Below are 26,025 nucleotides of genomic sequence, written 5' to 3'. Positions count from 1 at the left end.
TGTGGTTATTTCTTTAAATAAGCTTCTACCTTTTCGGCAGATGTACCGGCAGCCTTAACGGCTTCTTTAAGTTCGTCGTGAGTTACGCCAAACTTTTTAGACCAGTACTGTAGTTCGTAGTCTTCGTGTATGTTTATCCTGTCCCGGTCAGGGGATCCAACTTTTTTTGTATTGTCCATAGTGGTATAATATTGGTTAACTAATTAACAGCATTACAACCGTATGGTTTGAAACGTATTTTCCTAATAAGATAATCAACTGCCTTGTGCATGTTCTATTACAGACAAGATATTACCTGCGGGGTCTGTAAACCAGGCAATACTTGGACCTTTGCCACCACCGCGGGATATGTTGTTCTCATCTGTAGTCAGGTACTCGGAGTCGTAGTTTTCAAAGCGAACGCCTTTTTCTTTAAGGCTATTTACGGCGTCGTCAATGTTGTCTACAACAAAATTCAACACGGTAAACGTTGCCGGGGTGTGGTTAGGCTTAGGGTAAATGATAAAATGACTGCCGCTTAGGTGTACCGTAAGGATGTTACCCATTTGTTCGTCCTGATCTACTTTCAGGCCAAGCGCTTCGGTGTAGAACTTTTTTGCGGCTTCTATATCATCTACAGAAAAGCTGCTGAAGGTTTTTGCATCTGCTAACATAGTACTGTTGGTTTGGTATAATAGTTTAAGCCACAAAATTGCTGCCATCAATACGGTTTCGCTTCAATGCAAATGCTTTATATATTTACGGCATGCAAATAATACATCTGTTGCAGGATTGGTGGAATCACCAAACGTGGTTAGAGATAGCGGGAGTAATAACAGGTCTTATTTGCGTTTATCTGGCCGCCAGTAATAATATTTGGAACTGGCCTATTGCTACAATCAGCGTTACCATTTACATCTTTATATTTTTTGAAGCCCGGCTTTTTGCAGATATGGGCTTACAGGTATATTTTTTTGTGGTAAACCTATACGGTTGGTACTATTGGAGCATGCGACCTGCGGACGAAAAGAAAGTTCCGGTTGCCACAATAGCTAAACGGGAGATCGTGCTTTCGGTGGCTGCAGTTATTTTCTTTACCGTTTTGCTGGGGTCATTGCTAAAATACACCACAGCCTCATTCCCTTACCTGGATAGTTTTTGCACAGCCTGTAGTTTAGTGGCGCAAGTATTCCTCGCCCGAAAGGTTTTAGAGAACTGGCTGATATGGATATTTGTGGACGTGATATACGTTGGTGTATACATTTATAAAGACCTGCACCTTACTGCTGTAATGTATGCCATTTATGTCGCAATCGCACTTAAAGGATATCTGGACTGGCGCCGCGACCTGCAAAGCCAAACTGCCACACTTAACAACAAGCAGCAAGCATGAATACCCCTGAAATAATTAAAATAGCCGTTGTTGGGCCCGAATCTACCGGCAAATCTACCATGTCGGCTTTTCTGGCAGATCATTTTAATACGGTTTGGGTGCCCGAATATGCTCGGGAATATTGTGAAAAGCTTACTGCACCGCCTACCTTGCAGGATGAGATCAATATGTTTTACGGACAGCTTGCGCTGGAGCAGGAATTGCTGCCGAACGCCAACGGGTTACTGATATGTGATACCACCTTTATTACCGTAAAGGTTTGGAGCGATTATACCTTTGGCCAAACACCACAGGAGGTGCTGGATGAGTTACCTAAACACCCCTATGACCTTTACCTGTTGCTAAACATAGACCTGCCCTGGGAGGAAGACCCTTTGCGCGATTTCCCCCACATGCGCGAACATTTTATGGGAGTATGGTATAAAGAACTGCAGGCGCTTAATGCCAACTACGTCTTGATTGAAGGCTCCGGACCTGAGCGTTATCAGCGGGCTGTTGCCGCGATAGAACACTTTATAAATCAATCTAAAAAGCCGCTTTAAACACACTTGTTATCATATAATTATCCCGGCGTTAAAAAATAGTTGTATAAACAGGTCTTTTTTGTTGGCCCGGTGCAACGTTGTGCAAACGCATGCGTCCTTTTAACTGAAACCTGTCATATAATTTGGAAGCTGTATTTGTTGATAAGCACTATAACCTGGTGGTTGAGTGCAAGCAGGGGAGCAAAAAGGCCTGCTATGAGTTGTACCGGCTGTATTCTAAAGCAATGCTAAACATTGCCTTTAGAATAGTGGGCAACGTTGCCGAAGCGGAAGACGTTTTGCAGGAGGCCTTTACAGATGCTTTTAAACGACTTAAGGATTTTAGGCAGGATACCACCTTTGGTTTGTGGTTAAAGCAGATTGTGGTGCACCGCGCTATAAACCTGCTGCGTAAGCGCAAGCTGGACCTGGTAGAGATTGAGGACGGGCATATTGACAGCCTGCCTGCCGAGGAGCCCTGGGATGATGAAGATATACAATACAAAGTTGCACAGGTAAAAGAAGCTATTAAGCTGTTACCTGACGGTTACCGGGTAGTATTATCGCTTTACCTGTTGGAGGGATATGATCATGAAGAGATTGGACAGGTAATGGGCATATCAGAAAACACATCAAGGACACAGTTCCTGAGAGCTAAAAGAAAGTTGAACGAGATATTGATACAGAAAGGAATAACACGATGAGCAAGAGGTTAGAAGATTTTATGGACGAGCACAGGGAAGAGTTTGATGACCTGCAGCCGCGTGCAGACATATGGGACAACATCTCCAAAGAACTTGATGCCTGGGATACACAGCAAGCGCCAAAAAAGCGCGAGGCCAAAACCTTTTCGCTTGGCTTTGTGCTAAGGGTGGCCGCCATGATAGTAGTAGTAATGGGTATAGGGTTCGGCATATACATACAAAGCCAAAAAGCAGGCAAGCAGGGCGTAGACCTGGCCGAAATAAACCCGGCCTATGCTAAACAGCAGATGCACCTTGTATCGCTGATAGAAACAAAAAAGACCGAACTAAAGCAAGTAGCCAAAATGGATCCGGAGCTGTATAACGAGTTTAACAGCGAACTGGTGAAAATGCAGGCTAATTATAAAAAACTAAGTACAGATTTGGCTACCAGCCCTAACCAGGAACGTGTTTTACGTGCAATGATCCGGAACTTGCAAATACAAACCGAGGTGCTTAATCAACAATTGGGCGTGATAGAACAAATAGATCAAAGCAAAAAACAACAGCAAAATGGAACTAAAGATATATAAACGGGCGTTATTGGCAGCTATGGCAACGTTTGCTATAAGCATGACATCGTTTGCACAGACCAAAGCACCGCAAACACCCGAGCCACCATCATCGGAACAGTTTGACGATAAGGCGTTACAGAAACAAATGGGCGACCTGCAAAAGCAGATGGCTAAACTTCAAGCGCAAATGAGCAAGTTGCGCGTAGAAAAAAGCAAGCAGCACATTACCTTTAATGCCGATAAGTTTAGCAAAGCCTTCAAGGAAACGTTTAAAGACTTCGGTAAAGATTTCTCGGGCAGCTTTAAAGGCATGGTGCCTGAGATAAGCGAGAGCTTCAAAGACCTTGGCAACCATGTTAGCATCAGTTCCGGCGATAATGAAGAGTATAAAAAGAAAGTTGCTGGCGGCGAGATCATAGAAAAGGTGAAGAACTACAGCAAAACCTATTCTGTAGATGGTAATGATGTATTGCAGATCACAAACAGCTTTGGAAAGATCACGGTAAACACCTGGAATCGTAACGAATTTAAGGTAGATGTGCAGATGAAGTTTGGTGGGGATGATGCAGATGCGGTAAACGACATGATCAACGGATCAAGCATTAACGACAGCAAAGCGGGGTCTGTGGTCTCTTTTAGAACCAGCCTTTTCAAAGGAAATACCGGCCGCAATAATCATCAGAATATTGAGATAAACTACACGGTTTACATGCCATCAGGTAACGGCATAGATATTAATAACAGGTTTGGCGGCGTTAACTTGCCCGAGCTAAGCGGCAAGGCAGTTGTTAAAGTTAGTTACGGCGCTTTAAACGCTGCTGCACTCACCAACAGCCAAAACGAGGTTGATGTGCGCTTTGGCGACGCTAACATTACCAACTTTAACAGCGGGCGCGTGAGCGTTTCTTATGGCAAGTTAAGGACTGGTGCGGTAAATAACATTGATGCCGACATCAAATTCTCTTCTATAGGTATAGAGCGGTTAAGAGGCTCGGCAGATGTACATGTTAAGTATGGAGATGGTTTCCGTATAGGCACAATAGACAAGAGTGTTAAGAATATAACTGTTGATGCATCTTTTACCAAGATCAATTTTGACCTTAGTCAACTAGATAACTTCAACTTTGACGTAACTACAAAATTTGGCGACTTTAACTATGATGACCGCATAAAGATCACATCGAAAAGTCCTTCAGATGAGGAACGTGGCTGGTCGTCCACAAAAAGTTACAAGGGTTATGCAGGAAACAGTAATTCTTCAAACAGAATTGTTATTAATGCAAGCTACACCGGCGTAAATTTTAATTAAGCGTTAAATTCCCCCTTTTTTGCAGCACCCTTGCCCAACGGCAGGGGTTTTGCTATTTTTAAGGCGCATACATTTACCTTATGGAAATATTTACCGACCCGGAAACCTGGGTATCCCTCGTTACACTTACTGTTTTAGAGATCGTCTTGGGTATTGACAACGTAATATTCATTTCAATCCTGAGCGACAAGCTTCCCAGAGAGCAACAGTCGAAAGGCCGCAGGGTGGGTATGGGCATGGCCATGATCACCCGGATACTGCTGCTGTTATCTATTAGCTGGGTAATGACGCTTACCAAGCCGCTGTTCAACCTCTCCGGCCTTATAGGCGCTACTGATCCGGATTGGGTAGAGAAGCTGGCTATATCCGGAAGGGACCTGATCTTGTTAATAGGTGGTTTATTCCTGATATATAAAAGTACCGCCGAGATACACCATAAGATTGAAGGAGAGGAAGAAGACTCCAGCACAGCTAAAGTGCATTCTTTTTGGGGCGTAATCTTACAGATAATGCTGCTGGATATTGTCTTCTCGCTAGACTCTGTTATTACTGCCGTTGGTATGGCACAGCACGTAGAAGTAATGATAGCAGCGGTAGTAGTAGCTGTAGGCATCATGATGTGGGCTTCAAACAGCGTGGCCAACTTTGTTAACAAGCATCCAACCGTTAAGATGCTGGCACTGTCATTTCTGTTACTTATAGGCGTATCGCTGCTGGCCGAAGCAATGGAACAGCACATACCTAAAGGCTACATTTACTTTGCTATGGCTTTCTCAATACTAGTTGAGTTGCTTAACCTTAAAATGAGATCTAAGAGAGCGGCCCGGTCTGCGCAAAAAGGAAAGAAAGCACCTGCTGCAAAATAATATTGTTACGGGAATTTATACAACACACCTAAAGACAGGCCTTCTGTACCCTGTACGCTATTAGAGGTGTTTTTATCAAACAACAGCGTCCCGTTAATAGATACGTTTATAAGGCGGTTTACTTTTGCTGCCAGTACCGCGTCAACACGGTGGCGGGTATAGGATAACGGCTCACCGTAGGGCACAAACATGTCATAGCGTGCATTAAAGTGCATGTTCTTGGCAATGTCCTTATCAAATATGGCAACCAGTTGGAACGCTATATCATTGCGGACTGTTTTACCACTATCTACACCGTAATTGGTTGGCAGGTTTTTAACAATGTTCTTATCCAGCACAAAGGTCTGGCGTGCAGTACCGGTACCAAGGCGCAGATCAAAAAACTTACTTGGCTTATACTCGAAACCTATCGATTCCGTCAGGTATCCCGGCGACATGAAATTAGATATCAGCAGGGGCGGGTTAACGTTATTGGGATCATATTGAAAGCCTTTATCAAACTGCGACTCAAAGCTAAGCGACCCGAAGAAAAACCAGCTTTTTGACAACTGCGTAGCCACCTTATTATCCAGGAATATACGGTCGTTTGTTTTTCGCGAGCCTAGCCCTTTGCTTTTTGATTTACCATAAAGCAGGTTAAGCTCTGTGGAATAACTAAATGGTGCTTTGTTATATTCTATCCGGTAAATAAAGTTTGTTCCTAAAGCAACAGAGTTTACACCACCGGCCGCGTAATTGTTACTAAATGCTGCCTGGTTAAAGTTGAGCCCAAAGGTGATATAGCGATGCCAGTAACTTACCTTATAATCCAGCATGGTTACAGGTATTAGTTCGGGCTGAATCTGAAGCGGCCTTGCTGTTACCGGTATTGCATTATTTCTTGGTAATATCCGATACCTGTTGATGAGGTTGGTGTCAATCTTTACTGTATCGCGCCTTGTGGTATCTGTTGTTTGAGCCCTTAATGAAAGCGCTACTGAGAACAAAAATGCAAAAAACAAAAAAGCCCCTGTTCTTCTCATATTGCAAATAAAACGCAAAATTCTGTTATTTCAGTACATAAAATGCAAAAGCATCGGCTATGAGCTATAGGAAATGCAACCAGGCATACCAACTACGATTTGCGATATAGCCGGTATTGCGCTCATAGTGGTAAGCCTCTCTTTCAAAAGAAATTGCCATGTACGCTTTGTGATGATTGCGAAAGCGTATGTAATTGTACAGGTAATTCAATAGGTATAACACATAAAACGGCAGCACCAGCAGTTCTAATTGCTGGCGTAAATGTATCCGCTCGTGGTTTATCAGCACTTTATCTTCCAGCGCTACTTTGTTATACACAAGGATGAATGGGAACAAGGCCATCCCTGCTACATTCAAAAACGGCACTACAATAATTAACGGCCTCATTTAACATTCATAAAAATAGAGGGCAGTGGCGCAAGTTCAAAAGCGCGCGGGTTTTTGCGGTATCGTTTAAAGCTGTTGCGTACATAAGTAACAAACTCGTACTCACTGGCGGTTGTAACCAGGTAATATCCTGGCCGGTACTTCAGCATAAAATCACTTAATTCAGGTTCTTTTAAGTAGGTGATGCCGGCTACATAGCTTTTATTAAACCGCGCGTCAATAACCGATTGCAGGTAATCACGTTCCATCACCTCCCGCAGGTGTTCGGCATTTTTGCCGCGGCGGCTAAACAGGTTGTAAAGTGCATCTATGCTTATGCCGGCACCTACACCGGGGCTTGCAGTAAGTAAATCGCGTTGGTTGAGGGTTCCAAAAACCTGATTGTAGTCACTCTTTAAGGCGCGGTACCTTTTCATTGGACTAAGTAGCGTGTCCCTAATGCTCACTTCGTTCAGCTGAATAGCAACGGGTTTCATGTATACCGCTAAGGGCAGGAAGTTTTTAATGGTTAGCGTATCGGCATGGTGGTCTGTCTTGCTGAAAATGAGCACATCTCCGACAGAAACCCGGATACTAAATTCTCCCTTAAAGTTGTTGTATACTGCCTGGCCTGAGGTTGTATTGCGTACGTTTACTTTAGCTATACGTGCTTTGCTTTCTTTATCAAATACAATCCCGGTAACTTCCTTTTGTTGGGCAACAGAAGTTAGCGTTACAATGCAAAGTAAAAAGGCACACCATAATTTCATCAGGACGTTAAAGCTACACGTTTGCCGCCGCTTTGCACATAAATTAACAATTTTTAACAGGCTACTTAACTACTACCAGTTTTTGGCCTATCCTTATGCCAGAGTCAGAAAGATTGTTTAGTGCACGCAGTTCGTCAACAGTGATACCAAAACGCTTGGATATGTTGTATAGTGTATCGCCCTGTTTTATGGTGTAAATTTTATCGTCTGGAGATACTTTCGCTATCGAATCTTTTGCAGGTTTGCCTATGCTGTCATTTATCTCATCAAGCACACGGTCTTCACGCTTAATCTTGGCTAGCTCGCCCTCAGGGCGATCGTACTGGTCCAGGTTGTACTTTACAATTATATTGATAAGCAGCTGTGGGTACTTGGGGTTAGTAGCATACCCTGCGGCTTTAAGGCCATATGCCCATCCTTTATAATCGTTCTTGTCCAGCTCAAATAAGCGGGCGTAGTTCTTTTTCTTCAAAAATTCGGAGTGGTCCCGGTAAGAATCTTCGGGGTTACTGTATACTCTAAAGCAATCGTTAACAGCATCGTCGTCCTTATAATAACTTTCACCATTCCAGGTGGTGCCACATTTAATACCAAAGTGGTTATTAGCCACCCGGGCCAGATCACTGTTGCCGGCGCCCGACTCAAATAACCCCTGCGCCAGCGTGATACTGGCGGGTATGCCGTAGGTGTTCATTTCCTGTACGGCAATGTCTTTAAAACGATCTATATATTCAAGCGAAGTATAAGTATGCGCATTGGCAATAGCTGCGCTGTTTCTCTTGCGAATGGTTTGGTTATTCTTGCGTGCCTTTTTACTGCTAATGGTGCTTTTGTGTGCCGAGCACGAAGAGAATACACCTAAAGCTATAAATAGAATAAACAGTTTCCGCATTACTTGCTAATGTAGGATTGATTATGTGCCGGAAGATAGTGGATTATTGGTTGTCGGCCAGCTGCTTTTTTTCTGCCGGCTTTTCGTCAAGCTCGTTAAGGTTGTAGCGTTTTATAATGCCCATTACCTGTGAGGCCCAGGTACGGCTGCTGCAATAACCGCTTCTTTGTATCCCTTTAGCCCAACCTTTGTAATCGTATTGGGTAAGCTTGTCTGCGAGGTGGCTAAACTGCTTACGTTCGGTCATTATGCGGGTAAAGTCCTGGAACGACTCCATTACCGACTCGTACTTTTTATAGGATGTGCGTACTTTTTTGTTGTGTTTGTAATAAACTGCACCGCCTCCGCCTTTTACTCCAAACTGGTTGTTCAGGTTCTGCGCAATCGAGCTTTTTCCGCTGCCAGACTCGTGCATGGCAACCCCTAAAATGATGCTTGCAGGTACGCCTGTCTCGTGCATCAGTTTTATGGCATTATCTTTGAACTTGTCAATGTAAGATTGTGAAGCGCTTTGAGCCGAAACGGCTGTGGTTGTTGCAACTAGTGCACATACTAACAGTAGAGTAGCAGTAAAGAGTTTCTTCATAATTTATTTTTTTCTGATCATTAGCAGTCCGTCGCGAACCGGGAGAATTAATTTTTCAACCTTCGTGTTAACAGCTATGTGCTCATTTAGTTTGCGGATGTTTACGGTATCAGCGTCATTTTCGTTGCCGTACACCTTTCCTTTCCACAAAACATTATCAATTATTATCAACCCACCGGGCCTTACTTTATCAATTACTAACTCAAAATAAGTCAAATTATTTCGTTTATCCGCATCAATAAACACGATGTCGAAATCATTATGCTGAATATCAGCTATAATACGCTCTGCAGGGCCAATATGCAGCTTTATTTTTTTTTCCACATTTGTTGACTTAAAATGTGAATTCAGCATGTCCTCCATTTCTGCGTTCACTTCAATAGTATGCAAAATACCGCCTTCGACTAGTCCTTCAGATAAGCAAATAGCAGAATATCCTGTAAATGTTCCTATCTCCAAAATGAGCTTTGGTTGCATCATCTTACTAAACATGCTTAATATCCGGCCCTGATAATGGCCCGATAGCATGTTGGCTTTTAATACCTTTAGATGGGTATCGCGATTTATTTTTTGTAACTCGGGCGCTTCAGCGTCTATGTGTGCGTCCAAATAGGCCTGCAGGGCGGGGTCAAGAATTTCCATAGGTGTTTATTTTTGCATCCACGATTGTAGTAATATTACGGCAGAGATGGTGTCTACCAGCTCTTTACTTTGACGTGCTTTTTTTCCCATGCCACTTTGTGCAATAACTGCCGATGCCATTTTAGAGGTAAAGCGCTCATCAAGCATCTCTATGGGGACCGCAGGAAAATTCTTTTTTAAAAGAGTCACAAAGCCTCTCACGTGCTGGGCAGATTGTGACGGCGTGTTGTCCATCTGCTTTGGTTCGCCAACCACAAAGCGCTCTACCTGCTCCGTCTCCATATACTTCTTCAAATAATCTATAACCTTGAGGGGATGTATGGTGTCTAAACCTGTGGCAATAATCTGCATCGGGTCGGTAACAGCAATGCCTATACGCTTGGTACCATAATCAAAAGCCATTACTCTCATCAATCTCTAGATTTTAGATGTACTATTTTGGTTGGCATAGCGCCAATTTATCCGCTTGCAAATGTGCGGATTATTTACGTTTGAACAACCCACGCAAGGTAAATCGTACATCCGTAACGTTACATCTAAAATCAATTCATTAATTTGCACCAATGCAGTTTAAGGATATCATAGGTCAGGACGCCACAAAGCAACGTTTGATAACCGCCGTAAAGGAGAACAGGGTTAGCCATGCGCAGTTGTTTTTGGGCCCGGAGGGAAGCGGGAGCCTGGCGTTGGCTATTGCATTTGCACAGTACCTGTCGTGTGAAGATAAGCAGCCTCATGACTCCTGCGGTGTGTGTTCGTCCTGCCGTAAGTACCAGAAGCTGATGCATCCCGATCTGCACTTTTCGTATCCTTTTTTCGCCAAACACAAGGATGACACTGCCTTAACCTTTATTGAGCAATGGCGGGAAGCTATAACTGCCAACCCATATCTAAGCCTCGACACCTGGCGTGGCTACCTGGACGCCGAAAACAAACAGGCCAACATCAACATAGCCGAGTGCCACCAGATCATCAAAAAACTCAGCTTTAAGCCGTTCGAGTCGGCATACAAGATACTGATCCTTTGGCTGCCAGAATACCTGGACAAGGAAGGAAACTCCCTGTTAAAGGTAATAGAGGAGCCTCAGCCTAATACCTTGTTTTTGTTAGTCGCTCAAAACCAGGACCAGATACTGAACACTATCCTGTCGCGCACACAGCTGATAAAGGTTCCGGCATTGGGGTACGATGATGTAAAGCAGTTTCTGATCTCTCAGCATAATCAAACCGAAACAGCAGCCGCAGAAATAGCTTACCTGAGCAATGGAAATATCACCGAAGCACTGAGTATGCTGCAAAGCGATACCAAGGGCTATCACCAGTTGTTCGTGAACTGGTTAAGGTTGTGTTTTGCCAATAAGGGTCTGGATGTTCTTTCTTTTGTAGATCAGGCTGCCAAAATGGGCAGGGAAAACCAAAAGAACTTTTTACGTTACGGCATCAGCTTTATACGCGAGTGCTGCCTGATATCTGCCGGAGCCGAAAACATTGTGCACCTGCCGGCACAGGAACTTGAAACCGCACGTAAGATGGCTAAAGTAATGAACATTGCACAGGCCGAAACTATAATTAACGAGCTTGAAAAAGCTCACTATCATATAGAACGCAATGCAAACCCTAAGATCTTATTTTTAGATGTATCTTTGCAGATTATTAAAGTACTAAATTTAAAAATCGTCCCTTCGGGGAATCATTATATACCAAATTAATTATGGGATGCGGAAGTTGCTCATCAGGCGGATGTTCGCCTGCGGGCTGCAAAAGTAACGGCTCTTGCCTTACTAACGGTTGCAGCAAACTTGATGTTCACGATTGGCTGTCACATATGGACATGCCAACTAATTATAAGCCTTTCCCGATAGTTGAAGTTAAATTTAAGGGATCAAGAAAGGAATTTTACCATAATAACGACAACATTTACCTGGAAGCAGGTGACCTTGTTGCCGTGGAGACCACTACCGGCGGCTATGACATTGGCCACGTATCTATAACCGGCGAGCTGGTGCGTATGCAGATGGTTAAACGCCATGTAAAAGAAGCCGATGTTGTTAAAAAAATATACCGCCGTGCTACTCCTGCTGATGTAGATAAATGGAAAATGGCGAAAGACCTGGAGTGGGAAACCATGCATAAATCCAGGACGTTGGCGCTTGACCTGAACCTCAGCATGAAAATAAGCGATGTTGATTACCAGGGCGACAAAACCAAGGCTACCTTCTATTATACGGCCGAAGGCCGCGTAGATTTCCGCGAACTGATCAAGAAAATGGCGGAGTCTTTTCGTATACGGATAGAGATGCGCCAGATTGGTATGCGCCAGGAAGCAAGCCGCTTAGGAGGTATAGGATCCTGCGGACGTGAACTGTGCTGCAGCACCTGGCTTACCGACTTCAAGACGGTATCTACTTCTGCAGCGCGTTATCAAAACCTTTCTTTAAATACGCTTAAACTTGCGGGCCAGTGCGGTAAGCTTAAATGCTGCCTTAACTATGAGTTGGACACATACATGGATGCCCTAAAGCACATCCCTGATAATGTAAATGTACTAAGGACCGAAAAAGGCGATGCCCGCCTGCAAAAGACCGATATTTTTAAACGGATTATGTGGTTTAGCTATCCTAAAGAGGAAAACTGGATACCACTACCTATTACCCGGGTAAAAGAAATTCAACAAATGAACCGGGAGGGTACTATGCCGGCAGACCTTGGCGAAATAGTAGAGATTGAGACCAAACCGGTAAAAGTACTGGATTACGAAAACGTTGTTGGGCAGGATAGCCTTACTCGCCTGGACGAACGCCGCAACAACAATAATAATAAGAGCAAAAACAAAAACCGTAACAAAGGTGGCAAACCAGGCTCTGCTTCTAATCAGCAGGCAGATAACAACCGCCCGCAGAAGCAACAATCCAGCGCTCCTGCCGGTCCGCGTCCTGAGGGTAGCCGTCCGGAAGGAAACCGCCCGAAGGGGCAGCAAGCTCCTGCACAGAATGCTGCACAGGCCGGTCCAAGGCCTGAAGGTGGCCGTCCTGAGGGAAACCGTCCGCAAGGTGAGAACCGTAACAGGCGTAACAACCGCAACAGACCGAACCGTAGTGGCGGAAATAACAATGGCGGAAATAATAACCAGCAAGCCAGTCCCGAATAATGAAGAATAGGTGGATACTAGTCTTCTTGTTTGCAGCTATAACATTCACACAGGCATGCACAGACCCGGATGCGATTGTTGATCTTAACGCGGGGATCAACAACCGCAACTGGTCGTATGCCAATCGCATTAAATATGATGTGAAGATAGACGATGAAACGATTCCCTATAATCTGTACCTCAACTTACGGGTAACGGGTGAATACCGGTATTCCAATCTGTATATTGTATTTGCTCAAACTACTCCTGATAAAAAAAAGTCGGCTACACGGTACCAGTTCACTTTAGCAAATCCTGATGGTGAATGGCTGGGCAGCGGAAGCGGCAACCTATATAGCTATCAGCTCCCATTAAAAACCACTTACAAGTTCCCGGCTAAGGGTACTTATCACTTTGAAATAGAGCAGAACATGCGCGATAACCCGCTTCATGAAGTAAGCGACGTGGGTTTGCGGGTGGAGAAAGCGAAGTGATTATTTTATCAGGTAGTCCGTTGTAACCTTTTCACCTGTTGCGTTTTGGGTATTTCCAACAACGTCACCATTATTATAAAATGTAAAGGTAAAATTCGTTGCGGTTTTACGCATTAATTCAAGCCTGACAGTGGTACCAACATCTTGTTTGGTTGTATATTCATATGAGCCGGCAGTTACATTGTCCTGGCTATCTATAACAGTATACATGGTTTCGCCCGGCTTTAATATCTCAACATAATTTCCGTACGCACCATTACCTGTGCTTACTATCCTGATGGTATGCGTCTTACTCGTCTGATCCGGAATCTTGTTATCGCTGCTCTTTGAACAACCTGTATATAGGGCACAAAATATCAGGCCACAAAACAAAAAATTTTTCATCGTTATAAATCTTTTTAATTGATCACCACATCTGCCGATGTTTTGGTGTGCGTGCTTAGTTCTTTCCCAGTTTGCTGGGCCAGTATTGTTCCGTTGTCCGTGATCGAGTAAGACACGGTGTTCTCCGTATCGGTTTGCACTTCAAAGTGTACCTGGTCGCCTGAGCTGAAGGTTGTAGTATACTCATATGTACCGGTTGTAACCGTTTTTGTATCCAGCGCCACCAACGCAGATGAGGGCGCTTTTATAGCCGATACAACAGCTGTGAAAGGCGCTGAGCCTGTTGCCGTAAATTTTACTGTATGCACAACCGGCCCGGGGTTGCTTTTTTTTGAGCATGCGTTTAACAAACCACATGCAATCACTACCGCTATCAGGTACAGGTACTTCATCACAATAAATTTTTATCTAATCAAAACATGTAAATATGCCGATTGTAATTAACTGTATCAATAGTTAATCGGCAAAATGAAAACCATCATCTCTTATATTCTGGTATTACTTTCGGCAGCTATGTTACTTGTTGCCGGTTGTAAAGGCAATAATACCGGCCAAACCGGTGGGGCACAAGCCGATTCGGGACAAAAAAATGTAGGCAGCTCCGGCGCTACAGATAGTGCAGCTATAGGATCCGGTGCCGGCTCTCCTCAGCAGGGTGGCACATCCGGAACAGACACCAGCAGCAATGGCAAAGGCGTAGCCACCCCAACTATTGACAGCACCAAAACAAACCCATAATCTGCCTTGTATGAAAAAGCTTCTGTTTAGCCTTACTTTTGTTTCATGCTTTTTAGTTTTCTCATGTAAAGGGGATAAGGATAAAGCAGACAGCGCTGACTCAGGTCAAACACATGTAAACAGCGCCCAGCCTGGTGACAGTAGCAAGTACCCTGTATCTCCCGTAGAAACCGGAGGTCAGGACACCAGCAGCAGCGCCATAGATCCGGCTAAACCTGCAGATACTATTAAAAGGAAGTAATAATAATTTTCTTAGTAAATACTTTTTCTTACATTCGTTATGCTAATTTTTTTATCATAATGGATATAGCTGTATTTATAGTTGCAGAGGTTGTTTTACTGTGTATTGTAATCCTTTTTATCAGGAGAAATAACAACCGCAGTAATGCTGATAAAATAAATGCGGTTTCTGCAGAAAATGGATCACTTAAAATCAGCCTTGCCCGGGCGGAAGAACGCTCAGCAAACCTGCTTGCGGAAAAAGAAACCCTCATCAAATACCACCAGGACGAAAAGACCCGTTTGCTGGATGAGCTATCTTACGAGCGAAATCAGCTTGCCCAGGCCAATCAATCATTAGAATCTTCCCGATCCTACTTTAAAGCACAGCAGGAAAAACTTACAGAACAAAAACAGGAAATTGAGCAAACCAGGCAACATTTCCAGCGTGAATTTGAGAATATTGCCGAGAAACTGCTAAAAGAGAAATCAAGAGAGTTTACTGATGTTAACAAGCTAAGCATCGACACCATCCTTAATCCGCTTAAGGAAAACATCAAAGCTTTTGAAGAAAAGGTAGAGAAAGTTTACAATACAGAAGCCGCTGAACGCCATGTACTTCGCGGGGAAATAAGCAAACTGATGGAGCTTAACCAACTGATCAGTACCGAGGCTTCTAACCTTACCAAAGCGCTTAAGGGCGACAACAAAAAGCAAGGAAACTGGGGTGAGGTTATACTCGAGAAAGTGCTGGAACGCAGCGGCTTGGTACGCGACCAGGAATACCGTATCCAGACAAGTTTTAATCATACTGATGGCAGCCGCTTTCAGCCGGATGTTATCATAGACCTGCCTGATGATAAACACCTTGTAATAGATTCTAAAGTATCGCTTATTGCTTACGACCGGCTGGTAAACTGTGAAACTGAGGAAGAGCGTAAGCTTTATTCAAAAGCGCATATAGAGTCTATTAGAGGCCATGTTCATGGTCTTTCTTCAAAGAGTTACCATAGCCTGAATGGCATTAACTCCCCTGACTTTGTTTTGCTTTTTGTACCGATTGAATCGTCATTTAGTTTCGCGGTACAATTAGACGGCGACCTATTTGCTGATGCCTGGGACAAAAGGGTAGTTATAGTAAGCCCAAGCACGCTACTTGCTACATTACGCACCATAGCAAGCATTTGGAAACAGGAACGTCAAAACCGGAACGTGTTGGAAATTGCCCGTCTAAGTGGCGAAATGTATGATAAGTTTGTTGGCTTTGTTGGTGATATGGAAGGCATCGGCAAAAACATTAAACAAAGCCAGGACGCCTATGAAAAAGCCCTTAATAAACTTACCGACGGTAGGGGAAACCTGACCATTACCGCAGAAAAAATTAAAAAGCTTGGTGCGAAAGCAAATAAACAGATAGACCAAAAGTATATAGATACCGAAGCTTCTTAATCCGATGATCAGTATATCATGCTTTAACTACCTACTGGAGGCGTAAACGCATTCCAGCCTTGTGCTTTTAATGCATGTACATTACCCGACTTGGTGATAAGATTACATCCAGCACTGGGCTCGGTAATATAACCTATGATAGTGAAATCCATTTTAAACTTGATACGATCGTAATCCGCTTGTTTAACGGTGAACAACAGTTCATAATCTTCGCCGCCGCTTAAAGCACAAACGGTAGGGTCAAGGTTAAACTCACGGGCGGTTTCATATGTCATCGGATCAATTGGAATCTTCTCCTCATATAAGTTGCAGCCCTTGTTACTTTGTTTGCATATGTGCAATATCTCGGAAGCTAACCCATCAGAAACATCTATCATTGCAGTTGGCTTAACTTCTATTTCTTTCAGCAGGTCTATAATGTCTTTTCTCGCTTCCGGTTTTAACTGGCGCTCAACTATGTAGTCCTTTCCTTCGAGATCAGGCTGTATATTTGGGTTTTCCAGATAGACCAATTTTTCACGCTCAAGCAGTTGCAGGCCAGTGTAAGCCCCACCCAGATCGCCAGAAACGCATATCAGGTCGCCTTCTTCAGCTCCATTACGGTATACAATATCTTGCTCATCAGCATAACCCAATACAGTTACGCTAATCACCAGGCCTTGCTTAGAAGCCGTTGTATCACCTCCAATCAAATCTACGTTGTAGTTACCACACGCCAGGTAAATACCCTCATACAGCTCTTCTATAGCTTCCAGCGGGAACTTGCTGGACATGCCTATAGAAACAGTTACCTGGGTAGCTATGCCGTTCATGGCGTAGATATCGCTTAGGTTTACCTGTATAGCTTTATAACCCAAATGTTTTAACGGCGTGTAAGCCAGGTCGAAATGAATACCTTCCAAAAGCATATCAGTAGACACCAGCACCCTTTTACCTTCAGGATTAAGTACAGCAGCATCGTCACCAACTCCTTTGATGGTTGTGCTTTGAGTAAGCTTGATATTTTTGGTAAGATGATCTATCAGTCCAAATTCCCCCAACTGATCTAAATGCGTCCGCTCCTGATTTTCAAACATAATTACACTTGATTACTAAATCGCAAAATTACCAATAATAATTGAACGTGTAATGTTCAGCCGCAATTGTAATATTCATCGTACATAAAATTATTTAACAGATAGTTAACACCAGAGCATTACTTTTGCTTTTCTAAATATATTTATATGAAAAACAGAAAGTTACTTATTTATCTTAGCTGTGCTGTGCTATTTATAACCGGCTGCGCCAAAGATTACCGCGGTGGAATAGGCATTGATCCTGCTCCTCCTGTTGTGCCGGTTGTACCAAAGCCATATACTATTGTTGAAGGTTTTGAAACCGGGAGCAAAGGCGACTACAAACAAAGTGATGTACAACTGACTACCGGCATATGGACTTTTAACGATGCTTTGATTGGTAATTTAGCAGCTGACCTTAAAAGCGGCGCAAAAACTGTTCGTTTAAGAGCAGGCGATTTGACAATGAAATTTGATATAAGCGGAGTAACACAAATAAGCTTTAAACATGGCAAATATGGTAATGATGCAGCATCTGCATGGCAGTTATTAATGTCTGTTGATAGCGGTAAAACCTTCACTCAATTAGGAAACGATTTTAATGAAACAAATACAACTTTAGTAAGCGATTCTTTTAAAGTTGAAACAACCAAAAAGGTGCGCTTTCAGTTTAAAAAAGTTGGTACGGCTACTACACGCATCAATATAGATGATATCACCTTTAAAGGAACAGGAGATGCGGGTATAGTGGTTGGTGTGCCCGACACGCAAGGGCCAGACACAACGGCTTCAACAAATAACTCAGCACCACGAGGAGTAACCGTAGGAGTAGATGCCCCACCTACTAATGGCGATAATAGCGACTTATTAATGGGAAATCCATCACAGGCTCAGCCAGCAATAGTGATGATGGATAACTACCTTATTGATATGGGATATTATACAGAATCATACAACAGCACAAAGGCCGAACCTAACTGGGTAAGCTGGCACCTTGATGCAACTAACATAACAAACGTTTCATCAAGGTTAAATAATTTTGCAGCTTTTAATGGCTTACCTGCGGGATGGTCAGCAGTCCAAAGCGGCAGTTACAACTACAACACTTACGGTTTCGACAGGGGCCATAATTGCCCGTCAGCAGATAGAACAAGTTCAGCTAATGCTAATTCAGCTACTTTTCTGATGACTAACATGATTCCACAAGCGCCACAGAACAATCAGCAAACATGGAACAATTTGGAAGGCTACCTTAGAGAACAAGTAGTTGCAGGAAACGAGGTTTACATCATAATGGGAAGCTACGGCACGGGAGGAAGCGGCTTGCATGGCGCGTTCAATACTATTATTTCTGGCGACGTAAAAGTTAATGTACCCAGCAATGTATGGAAAATAGCTGTAATAGTGCCAGCAGGCGATAACGATGTAAGCCGAGTTGCAGCAAATACCAGAGTTATAGCGGTTAATACGCCGAATGTTAATACTATTAACACAGACTGGAAGCAATACCGCGTAACAGTACGCGATATTGAAAAAGCTACTGGTTATAACCTGCTTTCATCACTCCCGCAAGGCATCCAGGACGTTGTAGAAACGAAGAAAGATAATTTTTAAACGTTGTGTTAAATAGAAGCTTAGTGGAAAACCTGCACTAGGCTTCTATTTAGAATACCTTCCTATAAACCTAGCCTTGCTGATATTTCCAGCATTCTTTCAATAGGTTTTACGGCTCTTTCAATGATGTGCCCGGGGACAGTTACCTCGGGCATTTCATTTTTCATGCACAGATACAATTTTTCCAATGTATTGCGCTTCATATGCGGGCAATCGTTACAAGCGCAAGTATTGTTAGGCGGCGCAGGTATAAATTTCTTACCCGGGTTGTCCTTCTCCATCTGGTGGATAATGCCACTCTCTGTCGCTACAATAAACTCGCTTTCAGGGCTGTTGGTAGCATATTTTAGTATTCCTGTGGTAGATCCTATGTAATCGGCCAATTCTAAAATAACCTGCTCACATTCTGGGTGGGCCAGTATTTTAGCATTCGGGTAACGCTCTTTAAGCTTGGTTATCTTTTCCCTGCTAAATATCTCGTGCACCATGCAGGCGCCATTCCACAACACCAAATCTCTGCCTGTTTTCTTTGCGACCCAAGCCCCTAAATTCCTATCCGGTCCGAAGATGATCTTTTGCTCGGGTGGCAGGCTTTCCACAATCTGTACTGCGTTGCTGCTGGTACAAACAATATCGCTAAGCGCCTTTAATTCGGCAGTGCAATTTACATAGGTAATCACCAGGTGATCAGGGTATTGCTCTTTAAACTTTTTGAACAAATGCGGCGGGCAGCTATCTGCCAGAGAGCAGCCGGCTTTTAGATCCGGTAGTAAAACCTTCTTGTTTGGCGAGAGTATCTTTGCTGTTTCGGCCATAAAATGTACACCGGCGAAAACGATAACATCCGCGTCAGTTTTAGCAGCTTGCTGAGAAAGGCCAAGGCTATCGCCAATATAATCGGCAATATCCTGAATGTCTCCTTCCTGGTAGTAATGCGCAAGCACAACTGCATTTTTCTCTTTTTTAAATTTTTCTATTTCAGCAAAAAGGTCAAGCGATGGGTTGATGTACTCATCATGAAAACCTTTCATTTTTATTTCTTCGAAGATATCCATTCAACAGTTCAATTAATAATAACTTAATTTTATATAAAGAAAAAAGCTATTGTTATTAAGGTGTTAGTTATGTTAAGAATTTGTGATACGTGTTACGCTTAAAGTTGTTTTTCCATTTTTACTAACAATTTTCAACGCATTTTTATTTTTTACATAGCTCATTTTTAAGCAAGTACAACAATCAAATATTAATTTAAAACCTTATTTGTTAATAATTACTTGCCTGATAAAATGTTAATATTCACAGAAAAGCGCCGTACAAATTTCTGATAAGTATTAGAAAAATGGCTGCAAAACCGAGTTGTTAACGTGTTAAACTATTTCTAAGTTTTTACTTACACAAATTTAACACCTTTTGTACCGCTTATCCACATAAGTACTAATTTTACACACCATACATAGATATACATGGATAGGACTGTTGATTTCCTGGTTATAGGGTCGGGCATTGCCGGATTAAGTTTTGCTCTTAAGGCAGCAAAGCATGGTAAGGTTCTGATAGTTACAAAGGCTAATGAAGACGAAAGTAACACTAAGTACGCCCAGGGTGGCGTTGCGGTAGTTGTTGATAAAAAAGAAGATTCTTTTGAAAAACATATAAATGATACCCTGATTGCAGGTGATGGCCTTTGCGATAAGGAAGTTGTTGAAGCAGTTGTTAAAGAAGGACCTGAGCGTATAAGGGAGATTATAGACTACGGTACCAACTTCGATAAGACCAATGAAGGTATTTACGACCTTGCTAAAGAAGGTGGACACTCCGAATTCAGGGTACTACATTATAAGGATATAACCGGTTTTGAAATTGAGCGAGCCTTGCTGGAAGAGATACACAGGGAACCTAACATAGAAATATTAACCCACTACTTTGCGGTAGATCTGATAACCCAGCATCACTTGGGTGAAATGGTTAAGAAGTCTTCAGATAACATTACCTGTTATGGTATATACGCTTTTAATACCGAAACAAACCAGGTAGAAAAGATACTGTCTAAGGTTACGGTGATGGCATCTGGTGGTGCCGGTCATATCTATTCGGTTACCACTAACCCAACCATAGCTACCGGTGACGGCGTTGCCATGGTTTACCGTGCTAAGGGAAAGGTGCGTAATATGGAGTTTATCCAGTTCCATCCTACAGCTTTATATAATCCCGGTGAGTATCCGTCTTTCCTTATATCAGAGGCTGTTAGGGGCTTTGGAGGAATCTTAAAACGTACCAATGGTGAAGAGTTTATGCAGGAGTATGATCCCCGTAAATCTCTGGCTCCGAGGGATATTGTTGCACGCGCTATAGACGCAGAGATAAAGAAGTCTGGTGAGGACTTTGTTTATCTGGATATTCGGCACAAAAAGAAAGCAGATATATTAGAACATTTCCCCAACATATATGCTAAATGTTTGGAAATAGGCCTGGATATGACTAAGGACATGATACCTGTGGCGCCGGCTTGCCACTACATGTGCGGCGGTATATTAGTAGATCATGTGGGTAAGTCTTCTATAAAACATTTGTACGCCTGTGGCGAATGCTCTTCTACCGGTTTGCATGGCGCTAATCGTCTCGCATCTAATTCGTTGCTGGAAGCGTTGGTTTTTGCTCATCGTATATATAAAGATGCAATTGTTGATTTTCAGACTAACGTCTTGCCGCCTGCCATTCCGGATTGGAACGAGCATGGGGTAAAATTGTCAAACGAGGATATTTTGGTAACGCATAACATTCGTGAGATGCAAAAGTTAATGAATGACTATGTAGGTATAGTACGGTCTGATTTCAGGCTGGAAAGAGCAATGCGCCGTTTGCGTTTGTTATACGAGGAAACAGAAGATTTTTATAAGCAAACCAAGTTATCTGTAAAGCTTTGTGAACTGAGGAACTTAATACAGGTTAGCTATATAGTTGTTAAATCGGCTATGATGCGTAAAGAGAGCCGGGGTTTACACTACACAACCGACTATCCCGAACATGCTCAGGTACTGGAGGATACAGTATTCTAAGGTTGAGCGGAAAACGGGATTCGAACCCGCGGCCTTCAGTTTGGGAAACTGATGCTCTACCAGCTGAGCTATTTCCGCTTGTATTATGCATCAAACATAGATAAAATGTCGTTTAATCGCTAATTCACTCTTTCAATATTTATTAAATACAACTATGCCACTAATCCTTCCTGTTAAAGATAAAAACCCTGCTTGGGGGGATGATTGCTTTATTGCTGAAAACGCTACTATAGTGGGTGATGTAGTAATGGGCGCTAACTGCTCGGTGTGGTTTAATGCAGTAATACGTGGCGATGTACACTATATTAAAATAGGTAATAACACCAATATACAGGATGGGGCTTGCATACACGCCACCTATCTAAAAGCGCCTACTAACATCGGGAATAATGTATCAATAGGACACAACGCAATTGTACACGGCTGTACCCTGCACAACAATGTGTTAATTGGTATGGGCGCTATAGTAATGGATGATGCGGTTGTAGAGCCTTACGTGATTATAGGGGCAGGATCTGTAGTGCTTGAACGAACCATTTGTGAAACGGGCTATTTATATGCGGGTTCCCCGGCAAAAAAAATAAAGCCGCTAACCGATGAGCAAAAAGCTTTATTAGATAAGCTGCCGCAAAATTACATTATGTACTCTGGTTGGTTTAAGGATTAGTTTGTTCCTTAGGAATATCCAGCACTTCTTCTGCTTCCCAATTGGGCCTTAAGGTTATCTCTTTAGGGCTAAGCCATATGTTCTCAGGATAGGCACGCAGCTTTACATTACCACTATCCCAGCGGCCATTCTTATTTGCATCGTAAATAACCCGTACAAGGTATTTGCCTGTTATATAATTGGTGTATACCAGCGAAGTATTTTTTGTTACTACGTCGCTTCTAAGCAGCATTTTATTCGCATCCAGCAACTCAACTACATAGTTCTTATCAGCCTCTGGTACGTTAACCTTTATAGTAAGCTGACTATAGTTTTCAGGCTTATCAGCTGTGAATGCTTTGCTTGTTCGTTTGTTCTTATCTCCGTATATATTAGTGAATGCACCTTCGTTAAAAATCAGCTGATATTTGCTGTTCTGTCTCCATCTGTATTTTAAAACATAGCGCCTTATACTGCCAGTGTCTTTCTGGATTGAATAGTTAACTGCTGCAGAATCTTGGGTAAGGGATATTTGGGACTGATCAAAACTTTCAATAGGGAAGGAGGCTGTAATAAGCAAGTCGGCATTCGGTCTTAGCTTGTTATCACGATTAATATTGTAAGAAAATAGTAAGTTTCTTTGAAAGCTTTCTTTCCGGCCTTTTAAAAGGCTGGTGGTATCTAATGGCTGTCCGTTATTGGTAAATGCTACCCTAATAGAATCAAAATCCATATCGCGCATGTAGACCAAGGCACTATCTTTTGTCCTGCTGAATTCTACTATCTTTTGAGCATCAAGGTTGGATGGATAAATAATCTTTAAAGCAGGCTTGTCTAACGGTTTGTTAAATACAAAGGACATCTTACCATCTGGTGTGAACTTTCTTTCTGCCAGTCGAAATTTCTCTGGCGATTGTTTAAACAGCTTTAGTTGTATGTTTGATGTATCCTTATTAACTATGATAGGGTTCTTAAGAAATGCTATCAGATCATTATCGTTATTGAAGATTTTATCGGGGCTTACTTCTTTCAAGGCGTAAATACGATAGGTGTCTTCCCGGAGATTATTTAATGAGAAATGGCCGGCTGTATCCGTCGTGGCGAATATAGAGGGCTTCTTCTTACCAAATAAAAGGGAATCTTGACTTATCGGAAATAAGAAAACTGTAGCATCCTTTTCCTTCTGCTGTGTAGATGTATTGATTACATCGCCAGAGATACTCAACGAATCGATATGGTTACCTGTCGAGAAAACGTAGGTAAAGTTTTTTAGGACGTTACCTTCGTTAACATCAACTATAGCCTTCCCGAAATTTATAACGTAAGTAGTATTTTTTTGAAGTGTGTCCTTGAAATCAATGATCAGGCTTTTGCTATTGATGTTATATTCCGGTTGTTTTTCTTGCGCCGGTGTTACGCTTATTTCCTGGTACTGATTTGTAAGTTTAAAATATTCATCGAAGTCCAGCCGAATTTGTTTGCTCTTAAAATTTCGGGTTTCATTTTCAGGAGTAGCTTTTAAAACCTTAGGAGGGGTAAGATCACGGGGTCCACCCTGCGGCCTTTGCTGAGCAGCGCAGCCTGTAAGGATCAAACCCAGGGAAATGTATAACAGAAAAGTAGGTAAATAAGACCGTTTTGGTTTTAACATCGTTTTTTTGCCTTATAAGGCACTTTTATGTTTTTATGAACGCTGATATTAAAAGTTGGAAAAAATGCCTCAAATCAAATATTTTATAACGTATTGATTTTTAGCGAATTATGTATTATCTTGACACATGTACCATTAAAACAGACACATCAGACGGGGATACACCTGAAATTCGTGACGCCTGGCCTAAAGTGCGCGGTTTTATCTTCATCAATTTTTCGCGCGCTTCCTTTGACAAAGAGACAAGTTGATGATAGTTAAAATTAGGATCGATTGATCGATCTTCCATTTTCTTCATCTTATCTACAATCTCCAGTTCCTTGATGAAATAACTCTCGTATTTGATTTTTATTTCAGCCTGCTCAACTGTTTCTTTATCGTATTTAGCTAAAAGGTCTTGTAATGAGTTATCTACCGATCTCATCTCAACAAAGCCTAACTGTGGTCGGCTAATTAAGTTAAAGATTTTAGTGTTTTGATTAAGCGGACTTGTACCGACCTGTTCCAGTAAACTATTTACTGCAGATGGCTCAATCGTTTTAGCTTTGGTAAACGCAACTATATCGTCGCTGTCCTTTATCTTTCTATTTACCTTTTCAAGCCGTTCATCTGATATCAAGCCGAGTTCGTGACCCATTGGGCTTAGACGAATATCGGCATTGTCTTGCCGTAATAACAGACGGTGCTCCGCACGTGAAGTGAACATACGATAAGGCTCTTCTGTTCCCTTGGTAACCAGGTCGTCTATTAATACACCTATGTAAGATTCTGATCTTTTAAGGATCAATTCATGCTGGTCATGTATTTTTTGATGTGCATTGATACCTGCTATAAAGCCTTGCGAGGCTGCTTCTTCGTACCCGGTAGTCCCGTTTATTTGTCCTGCAAAATATAAGTTGCTTACCAATTTGGTTTCAAGTGTTAGCCCTAGCTGAGTAGGAGGGAAGTAGTCATATTCTATTGCATATCCTGGCCGGAACATTTTAGCAGTTTCAAAGCCTGGTATTTGTGTAAGCGCGCGATATTGGACATCCTCAGGGAGCGATGTAGAAAAACCATTTACATAAATTTCTACGGTATTCCAGCCTTCTGGTTCTACAAATATCTGATGACGATCGCGTTCAGCAAAGCGGTTTATTTTATCTTCTATAGAAGGGCAATAACGTGGGCCCAAGCCTTTAATGCGGCCAGTAAACATCGGCGATTTTTCAAAACCTTCTTTTAGTGTCTCGTGTACTTTGTCGTTGGTGTAAGTTATCCAGCAACAGCGTTGGTCTGTAGCTAGCTCAACATCGGTGAAAGAAAAACGGCCGCGTTCTTCATCGCCCCATTGTTCTTCCATCAGGCTGTAGTTTAAACTGCGACCGTCAACGCGTGGCGGGGTACCAGTCTTCATTCTGCCAGATTCAAATCCTAAGGTAACTAGCTGCTCGGTTAAACCTGTAGCTGCTTTCTCACCCGTTCTTCCTCCACCAAAACGCTTTTCACCTATGTGGATTATTCCATTTAAAAACGTGCCGTTTGTAAGGACCACTGCATCGGCTTCAATCTCGACACCTATAGATGTGCGTACGCCCGCAACTGTATTGCCTTTAACCAGAACAGATGTTACTGTATCTTGCCAAAAGTCTACATTAGGAGTTTTCTCAAGTGCAATACGCCACTCTTCTGCGAAACGTATACGATCACTTTGTGCTCTGGGGCTCCACATTGCCGGTCCTTTGGAACGGTTCAGCATTCTAAACTGAAGAGACGTCTTATCTGTGATTATACCAGAATAACCACCCAAAGCATCAATCTCACGTACTATCTGTCCTTTAGCTACACCGCCCATTGCCGGGTTGCAGCTCATCTGAGCTATTGTACCCATGTTCATTGTAATCAACAATACAGATGAACCCAGGTTAGCTGCAGCCGCAGCCGCCTCACATCCGGCATGGCCGGCACCAACTACTATTACATTATATTTTTTAAACATACTATT

General features: G+C 42.6%; 30 protein-coding genes and 1 tRNA gene. 15 read left to right on the top strand and 16 right to left on the bottom strand.

Annotation, left to right across the window (positions count from 1 at the left end):
- Nucleotides 1-5 precede the first annotated feature (5 nt).
- Together AC59GT_RS13930 and AC59GT_RS13925 are read right to left on the bottom strand one after the other, a co-directional pair.
- Nucleotides 6-179 (bottom strand): DUF3606 domain-containing protein, encoded by a 174-nt coding sequence (locus AC59GT_RS13930; RefSeq protein WP_497238199.1) that lies wholly within the window; start codon nucleotides 177-179, stop codon nucleotides 6-8.
- Nucleotides 180-254: 75 nt separating this feature from the next.
- The gene (locus AC59GT_RS13925) at nucleotides 255-701 is read right to left on the bottom strand and encodes a VOC family protein (protein ID WP_497238198.1); all 447 of its coding nucleotides are present in this window, start codon (nucleotides 699-701) and stop codon (nucleotides 255-257) included.
- 44 nt (nucleotides 702-745) lie between these two features.
- Between AC59GT_RS13925 and pnuC the strand changes: the two genes are divergently transcribed.
- The 6 genes from pnuC (at nucleotide 746) to AC59GT_RS13895 (ending at nucleotide 5,329) form a co-directional block, all read left to right on the top strand.
- Nucleotides 746-1,372 carry a nicotinamide riboside transporter PnuC gene (gene pnuC, locus AC59GT_RS13920; RefSeq protein WP_497238197.1) on the top strand — a complete coding sequence of 209 codons (627 nt, stop codon included), beginning with the start codon at nucleotides 746-748 and terminating at the stop codon, nucleotides 1,370-1,372.
- Nucleotides 1,369-1,914: an AAA family ATPase gene (locus AC59GT_RS13915; RefSeq protein ID WP_497238196.1), complete on the top strand. Its 546-nt coding sequence runs from the start codon at nucleotides 1,369-1,371 to the stop codon at nucleotides 1,912-1,914. The genes pnuC and AC59GT_RS13915 overlap by 4 nt, the downstream gene beginning before the upstream one ends.
- A 125-nt stretch (nucleotides 1,915-2,039) precedes the next feature.
- Nucleotides 2,040-2,600, top strand: a complete 561-nt coding sequence (locus AC59GT_RS13910) for an RNA polymerase sigma factor (protein ID WP_117383136.1) — start codon at nucleotides 2,040-2,042, stop codon at nucleotides 2,598-2,600.
- Entirely contained in the window at nucleotides 2,597-3,172 is a 576-nt protein-coding gene (locus AC59GT_RS13905; protein ID WP_497238195.1) for a hypothetical protein, read from the top strand. Before AC59GT_RS13910 ends, AC59GT_RS13905 begins: the two co-directional genes overlap by 4 nt.
- Nucleotides 3,153-4,463, top strand: a complete 1,311-nt coding sequence (locus AC59GT_RS13900) for a hypothetical protein (RefSeq protein ID WP_497238194.1) — start codon at nucleotides 3,153-3,155, stop codon at nucleotides 4,461-4,463. Before AC59GT_RS13905 ends, AC59GT_RS13900 begins: the two co-directional genes overlap by 20 nt.
- 80 nt (nucleotides 4,464-4,543) lie before the next feature.
- Nucleotides 4,544-5,329 (top strand): TerC family protein, encoded by a 786-nt coding sequence (locus AC59GT_RS13895; RefSeq protein WP_497238193.1) that lies wholly within the window; start codon nucleotides 4,544-4,546, stop codon nucleotides 5,327-5,329.
- 5 nt (nucleotides 5,330-5,334) lie between these two features.
- On the opposite strand, the gene AC59GT_RS13890 is transcribed toward AC59GT_RS13895, so the two are convergent.
- From AC59GT_RS13890 to ruvX, 7 genes are all read right to left on the bottom strand, one after another.
- Nucleotides 5,335-6,351, bottom strand: a complete 1,017-nt coding sequence (locus tag AC59GT_RS13890; protein ID WP_497238192.1) for a DUF3078 domain-containing protein — start codon at nucleotides 6,349-6,351, stop codon at nucleotides 5,335-5,337.
- A gap of 64 nt (nucleotides 6,352-6,415) precedes the next feature.
- A complete protein-coding gene (locus tag AC59GT_RS13885; protein WP_497238191.1) occupies nucleotides 6,416-6,739 on the bottom strand; it encodes a hypothetical protein in 324 nt (107 codons plus the stop codon).
- Nucleotides 6,736-7,488, bottom strand: a complete 753-nt coding sequence (locus tag AC59GT_RS13880; protein WP_497238190.1) for a peptidase associated/transthyretin-like domain-containing protein — start codon at nucleotides 7,486-7,488, stop codon at nucleotides 6,736-6,738. The genes AC59GT_RS13885 and AC59GT_RS13880 overlap by 4 nt, the downstream gene beginning before the upstream one ends.
- A 61-nt stretch (nucleotides 7,489-7,549) precedes the next feature.
- Nucleotides 7,550-8,380, bottom strand: a complete 831-nt coding sequence (locus AC59GT_RS13875; protein ID WP_497238189.1) for a glucosaminidase domain-containing protein — start codon at nucleotides 8,378-8,380, stop codon at nucleotides 7,550-7,552.
- A gap of 43 nt (nucleotides 8,381-8,423) precedes the next feature.
- Nucleotides 8,424-8,966 (bottom strand): glucosaminidase domain-containing protein, encoded by a 543-nt coding sequence (locus AC59GT_RS13870; RefSeq protein WP_117383144.1) that lies wholly within the window; start codon nucleotides 8,964-8,966, stop codon nucleotides 8,424-8,426.
- A 3-nt stretch (nucleotides 8,967-8,969) separates the two neighbouring features.
- Nucleotides 8,970-9,608 (bottom strand): O-methyltransferase, encoded by a 639-nt coding sequence (locus tag AC59GT_RS13865; protein WP_497238188.1) that lies wholly within the window; start codon nucleotides 9,606-9,608, stop codon nucleotides 8,970-8,972.
- Between the two features lie 6 nt (nucleotides 9,609-9,614).
- Nucleotides 9,615-10,019 (bottom strand): Holliday junction resolvase RuvX, encoded by a 405-nt coding sequence (gene ruvX / locus AC59GT_RS13860; RefSeq protein ID WP_497238187.1) that lies wholly within the window; start codon nucleotides 10,017-10,019, stop codon nucleotides 9,615-9,617.
- Between the two features lie 152 nt (nucleotides 10,020-10,171).
- On the opposite strand from ruvX, the gene AC59GT_RS13855 reads away from it, so the two are divergent.
- From AC59GT_RS13855 to AC59GT_RS13845, 3 genes are read left to right on the top strand one after another with little or no spacing between them, the layout of a single operon-like run.
- Nucleotides 10,172-11,317 (top strand): DNA polymerase III subunit, encoded by a 1,146-nt coding sequence (locus AC59GT_RS13855; protein WP_497238186.1) that lies wholly within the window; start codon nucleotides 10,172-10,174, stop codon nucleotides 11,315-11,317.
- Between the two features lie 2 nt (nucleotides 11,318-11,319).
- Nucleotides 11,320-12,756 carry a regulatory iron-sulfur-containing complex subunit RicT gene (gene ricT, locus AC59GT_RS13850; protein ID WP_497238185.1) on the top strand — a complete coding sequence of 479 codons (1,437 nt, stop codon included), beginning with the start codon at nucleotides 11,320-11,322 and terminating at the stop codon, nucleotides 12,754-12,756.
- Nucleotides 12,756-13,229, top strand: a complete 474-nt coding sequence (locus AC59GT_RS13845) for a gliding motility lipoprotein GldH (RefSeq protein WP_497238184.1) — start codon at nucleotides 12,756-12,758, stop codon at nucleotides 13,227-13,229. The genes ricT and AC59GT_RS13845 overlap by 1 nt, the downstream gene beginning before the upstream one ends.
- On the opposite strand, the gene AC59GT_RS13840 is transcribed toward AC59GT_RS13845, so the two are convergent.
- Together AC59GT_RS13840 and AC59GT_RS13835 are read right to left on the bottom strand one after the other, a co-directional pair.
- Entirely contained in the window at nucleotides 13,230-13,613 is a 384-nt protein-coding gene (locus AC59GT_RS13840) for a hypothetical protein (RefSeq protein ID WP_497238183.1), read from the bottom strand. It lies immediately after the preceding gene.
- A 14-nt stretch (nucleotides 13,614-13,627) separates the two neighbouring features.
- Nucleotides 13,628-14,005, bottom strand: coding sequence for a hypothetical protein (locus AC59GT_RS13835; protein WP_497238182.1), 378 nt, complete (start codon nucleotides 14,003-14,005; stop codon nucleotides 13,628-13,630).
- 76 nt (nucleotides 14,006-14,081) lie between these two features.
- Between AC59GT_RS13835 and AC59GT_RS13830 the strand changes: the two genes are divergently transcribed.
- From AC59GT_RS13830 to AC59GT_RS13820, 3 genes are read left to right on the top strand one after another with little or no spacing between them, the layout of a single operon-like run.
- Nucleotides 14,082-14,351, top strand: a complete 270-nt coding sequence (locus tag AC59GT_RS13830) for a hypothetical protein (protein WP_497238181.1) — start codon at nucleotides 14,082-14,084, stop codon at nucleotides 14,349-14,351.
- A 10-nt stretch (nucleotides 14,352-14,361) separates the two neighbouring features.
- A complete protein-coding gene (locus tag AC59GT_RS13825; protein WP_497238180.1) occupies nucleotides 14,362-14,592 on the top strand; it encodes a hypothetical protein in 231 nt (76 codons plus the stop codon).
- Between the two features lie 59 nt (nucleotides 14,593-14,651).
- Nucleotides 14,652-16,019, top strand: coding sequence for a DNA recombination protein RmuC (locus tag AC59GT_RS13820; protein ID WP_497238179.1), 1,368 nt, complete (start codon nucleotides 14,652-14,654; stop codon nucleotides 16,017-16,019).
- A gap of 23 nt (nucleotides 16,020-16,042) precedes the next feature.
- Here AC59GT_RS13820 and thiL read toward each other — a convergent pair whose 3' ends face one another.
- Nucleotides 16,043-17,095: a thiamine-phosphate kinase gene (gene thiL, locus AC59GT_RS13815; protein WP_497238178.1), complete on the bottom strand. Its 1,053-nt coding sequence runs from the start codon at nucleotides 17,093-17,095 to the stop codon at nucleotides 16,043-16,045.
- A gap of 147 nt (nucleotides 17,096-17,242) precedes the next feature.
- Between thiL and AC59GT_RS13810 the strand changes: the two genes are divergently transcribed.
- The gene (locus AC59GT_RS13810) at nucleotides 17,243-18,688 is read left to right on the top strand and encodes a DNA/RNA non-specific endonuclease (protein ID WP_497238177.1); all 1,446 of its coding nucleotides are present in this window, start codon (nucleotides 17,243-17,245) and stop codon (nucleotides 18,686-18,688) included.
- A 62-nt stretch (nucleotides 18,689-18,750) separates the two neighbouring features.
- On the opposite strand, the gene nadA is transcribed toward AC59GT_RS13810, so the two are convergent.
- A complete protein-coding gene (gene nadA / locus AC59GT_RS13805; RefSeq protein ID WP_497238176.1) occupies nucleotides 18,751-19,743 on the bottom strand; it encodes a quinolinate synthase NadA in 993 nt (330 codons plus the stop codon).
- A 408-nt stretch (nucleotides 19,744-20,151) separates the two neighbouring features.
- On the opposite strand from nadA, the gene nadB reads away from it, so the two are divergent.
- Complete coding sequence (gene nadB, locus AC59GT_RS13800) at nucleotides 20,152-21,744, top strand: L-aspartate oxidase (protein WP_497238175.1); 1,593 nt, start codon at nucleotides 20,152-20,154, stop codon at nucleotides 21,742-21,744.
- 5 nt (nucleotides 21,745-21,749) lie between these two features.
- Here the strand turns inward: nadB and AC59GT_RS13795 are convergent.
- Nucleotides 21,750-21,822: transfer RNA gene (locus AC59GT_RS13795), tRNA-Gly, on the bottom strand.
- A gap of 76 nt (nucleotides 21,823-21,898) precedes the next feature.
- On the opposite strand from AC59GT_RS13795, the gene AC59GT_RS13790 reads away from it, so the two are divergent.
- A complete protein-coding gene (locus AC59GT_RS13790; RefSeq protein WP_497238174.1) occupies nucleotides 21,899-22,411 on the top strand; it encodes a gamma carbonic anhydrase family protein in 513 nt (170 codons plus the stop codon).
- On the opposite strand, the gene AC59GT_RS13785 is transcribed toward AC59GT_RS13790, so the two are convergent.
- Both AC59GT_RS13785 and mnmG read right to left on the bottom strand, forming a co-directional pair.
- Nucleotides 22,401-24,041 (bottom strand): Ig-like domain-containing domain, encoded by a 1,641-nt coding sequence (locus AC59GT_RS13785; protein ID WP_497238173.1) that lies wholly within the window; start codon nucleotides 24,039-24,041, stop codon nucleotides 22,401-22,403. The two genes, AC59GT_RS13790 and AC59GT_RS13785, sit on opposite strands and share 11 nt — an antisense overlap.
- Before the next feature lie 115 nt (nucleotides 24,042-24,156).
- A complete protein-coding gene (gene mnmG, locus AC59GT_RS13780; protein WP_497238172.1) occupies nucleotides 24,157-26,019 on the bottom strand; it encodes a tRNA uridine-5-carboxymethylaminomethyl(34) synthesis enzyme MnmG in 1,863 nt (620 codons plus the stop codon).
- Between the last annotated feature and the right edge of the window lie 6 nt (nucleotides 26,020-26,025).

This window comes from Mucilaginibacter sp. 320_HR, from assembly GCF_059691875.1.
The sequence above is the reverse complement of the archived record's forward strand: the minus strand, read 5'-3'. Positions and strand labels throughout refer to the sequence as shown.

Coding starts and splice junctions, on each gene's coding strand:
- AC59GT_RS13905 (WP_497238195.1), top strand. CDS start 2,597: ATGAGCAAGAGGTTAGAAGATTTTATGGACGAGCACAGGGAAGAGTTT.
- AC59GT_RS13840 (WP_497238183.1), bottom strand. CDS start 13,613: ATGAAAAATTTTTTGTTTTGTGGCCTGATATTTTGTGCCCTATATACA.
- nadA (WP_497238176.1), bottom strand. CDS start 19,743: ATGGATATCTTCGAAGAAATAAAAATGAAAGGTTTTCATGATGAGTAC.
- ricT (WP_497238185.1), top strand. CDS start 11,320: ATGGGATGCGGAAGTTGCTCATCAGGCGGATGTTCGCCTGCGGGCTGC.
- AC59GT_RS13825 (WP_497238180.1), top strand. CDS start 14,362: ATGAAAAAGCTTCTGTTTAGCCTTACTTTTGTTTCATGCTTTTTAGTT.
- AC59GT_RS13785 (WP_497238173.1), bottom strand. CDS start 24,041: ATGTTAAAACCAAAACGGTCTTATTTACCTACTTTTCTGTTATACATT.
- ruvX (WP_497238187.1), bottom strand. CDS start 10,019: ATGAGAGTAATGGCTTTTGATTATGGTACCAAGCGTATAGGCATTGCT.
- AC59GT_RS13810 (WP_497238177.1), top strand. CDS start 17,243: ATGAAAAACAGAAAGTTACTTATTTATCTTAGCTGTGCTGTGCTATTT.
- AC59GT_RS13890 (WP_497238192.1), bottom strand. CDS start 6,351: ATGAGAAGAACAGGGGCTTTTTTGTTTTTTGCATTTTTGTTCTCAGTA.
- AC59GT_RS13885 (WP_497238191.1), bottom strand. CDS start 6,739: ATGAGGCCGTTAATTATTGTAGTGCCGTTTTTGAATGTAGCAGGGATG.
- AC59GT_RS13865 (WP_497238188.1), bottom strand. CDS start 9,608: ATGGAAATTCTTGACCCCGCCCTGCAGGCCTATTTGGACGCACACATA.
- AC59GT_RS13830 (WP_497238181.1), top strand. CDS start 14,082: ATGAAAACCATCATCTCTTATATTCTGGTATTACTTTCGGCAGCTATG.
- AC59GT_RS13835 (WP_497238182.1), bottom strand. CDS start 14,005: ATGAAGTACCTGTACCTGATAGCGGTAGTGATTGCATGTGGTTTGTTA.
- AC59GT_RS13900 (WP_497238194.1), top strand. CDS start 3,153: ATGGAACTAAAGATATATAAACGGGCGTTATTGGCAGCTATGGCAACG.
- AC59GT_RS13820 (WP_497238179.1), top strand. CDS start 14,652: ATGGATATAGCTGTATTTATAGTTGCAGAGGTTGTTTTACTGTGTATT.
- AC59GT_RS13855 (WP_497238186.1), top strand. CDS start 10,172: ATGCAGTTTAAGGATATCATAGGTCAGGACGCCACAAAGCAACGTTTG.
- thiL (WP_497238178.1), bottom strand. CDS start 17,095: ATGTTTGAAAATCAGGAGCGGACGCATTTAGATCAGTTGGGGGAATTT.
- AC59GT_RS13930 (WP_497238199.1), bottom strand. CDS start 179: ATGGACAATACAAAAAAAGTTGGATCCCCTGACCGGGACAGGATAAAC.
- pnuC (WP_497238197.1), top strand. CDS start 746: ATGCAAATAATACATCTGTTGCAGGATTGGTGGAATCACCAAACGTGG.
- AC59GT_RS13875 (WP_497238189.1), bottom strand. CDS start 8,380: ATGCGGAAACTGTTTATTCTATTTATAGCTTTAGGTGTATTCTCTTCG.
- AC59GT_RS13880 (WP_497238190.1), bottom strand. CDS start 7,488: ATGAAATTATGGTGTGCCTTTTTACTTTGCATTGTAACGCTAACTTCT.
- mnmG (WP_497238172.1), bottom strand. CDS start 26,019: ATGTTTAAAAAATATAATGTAATAGTAGTTGGTGCCGGCCATGCCGGA.
- AC59GT_RS13895 (WP_497238193.1), top strand. CDS start 4,544: ATGGAAATATTTACCGACCCGGAAACCTGGGTATCCCTCGTTACACTT.
- AC59GT_RS13925 (WP_497238198.1), bottom strand. CDS start 701: ATGGCAGCAATTTTGTGGCTTAAACTATTATACCAAACCAACAGTACT.
- AC59GT_RS13915 (WP_497238196.1), top strand. CDS start 1,369: ATGAATACCCCTGAAATAATTAAAATAGCCGTTGTTGGGCCCGAATCT.
- AC59GT_RS13845 (WP_497238184.1), top strand. CDS start 12,756: ATGAAGAATAGGTGGATACTAGTCTTCTTGTTTGCAGCTATAACATTC.
- nadB (WP_497238175.1), top strand. CDS start 20,152: ATGGATAGGACTGTTGATTTCCTGGTTATAGGGTCGGGCATTGCCGGA.
- AC59GT_RS13790 (WP_497238174.1), top strand. CDS start 21,899: ATGCCACTAATCCTTCCTGTTAAAGATAAAAACCCTGCTTGGGGGGAT.
- AC59GT_RS13870 (WP_117383144.1), bottom strand. CDS start 8,966: ATGAAGAAACTCTTTACTGCTACTCTACTGTTAGTATGTGCACTAGTT.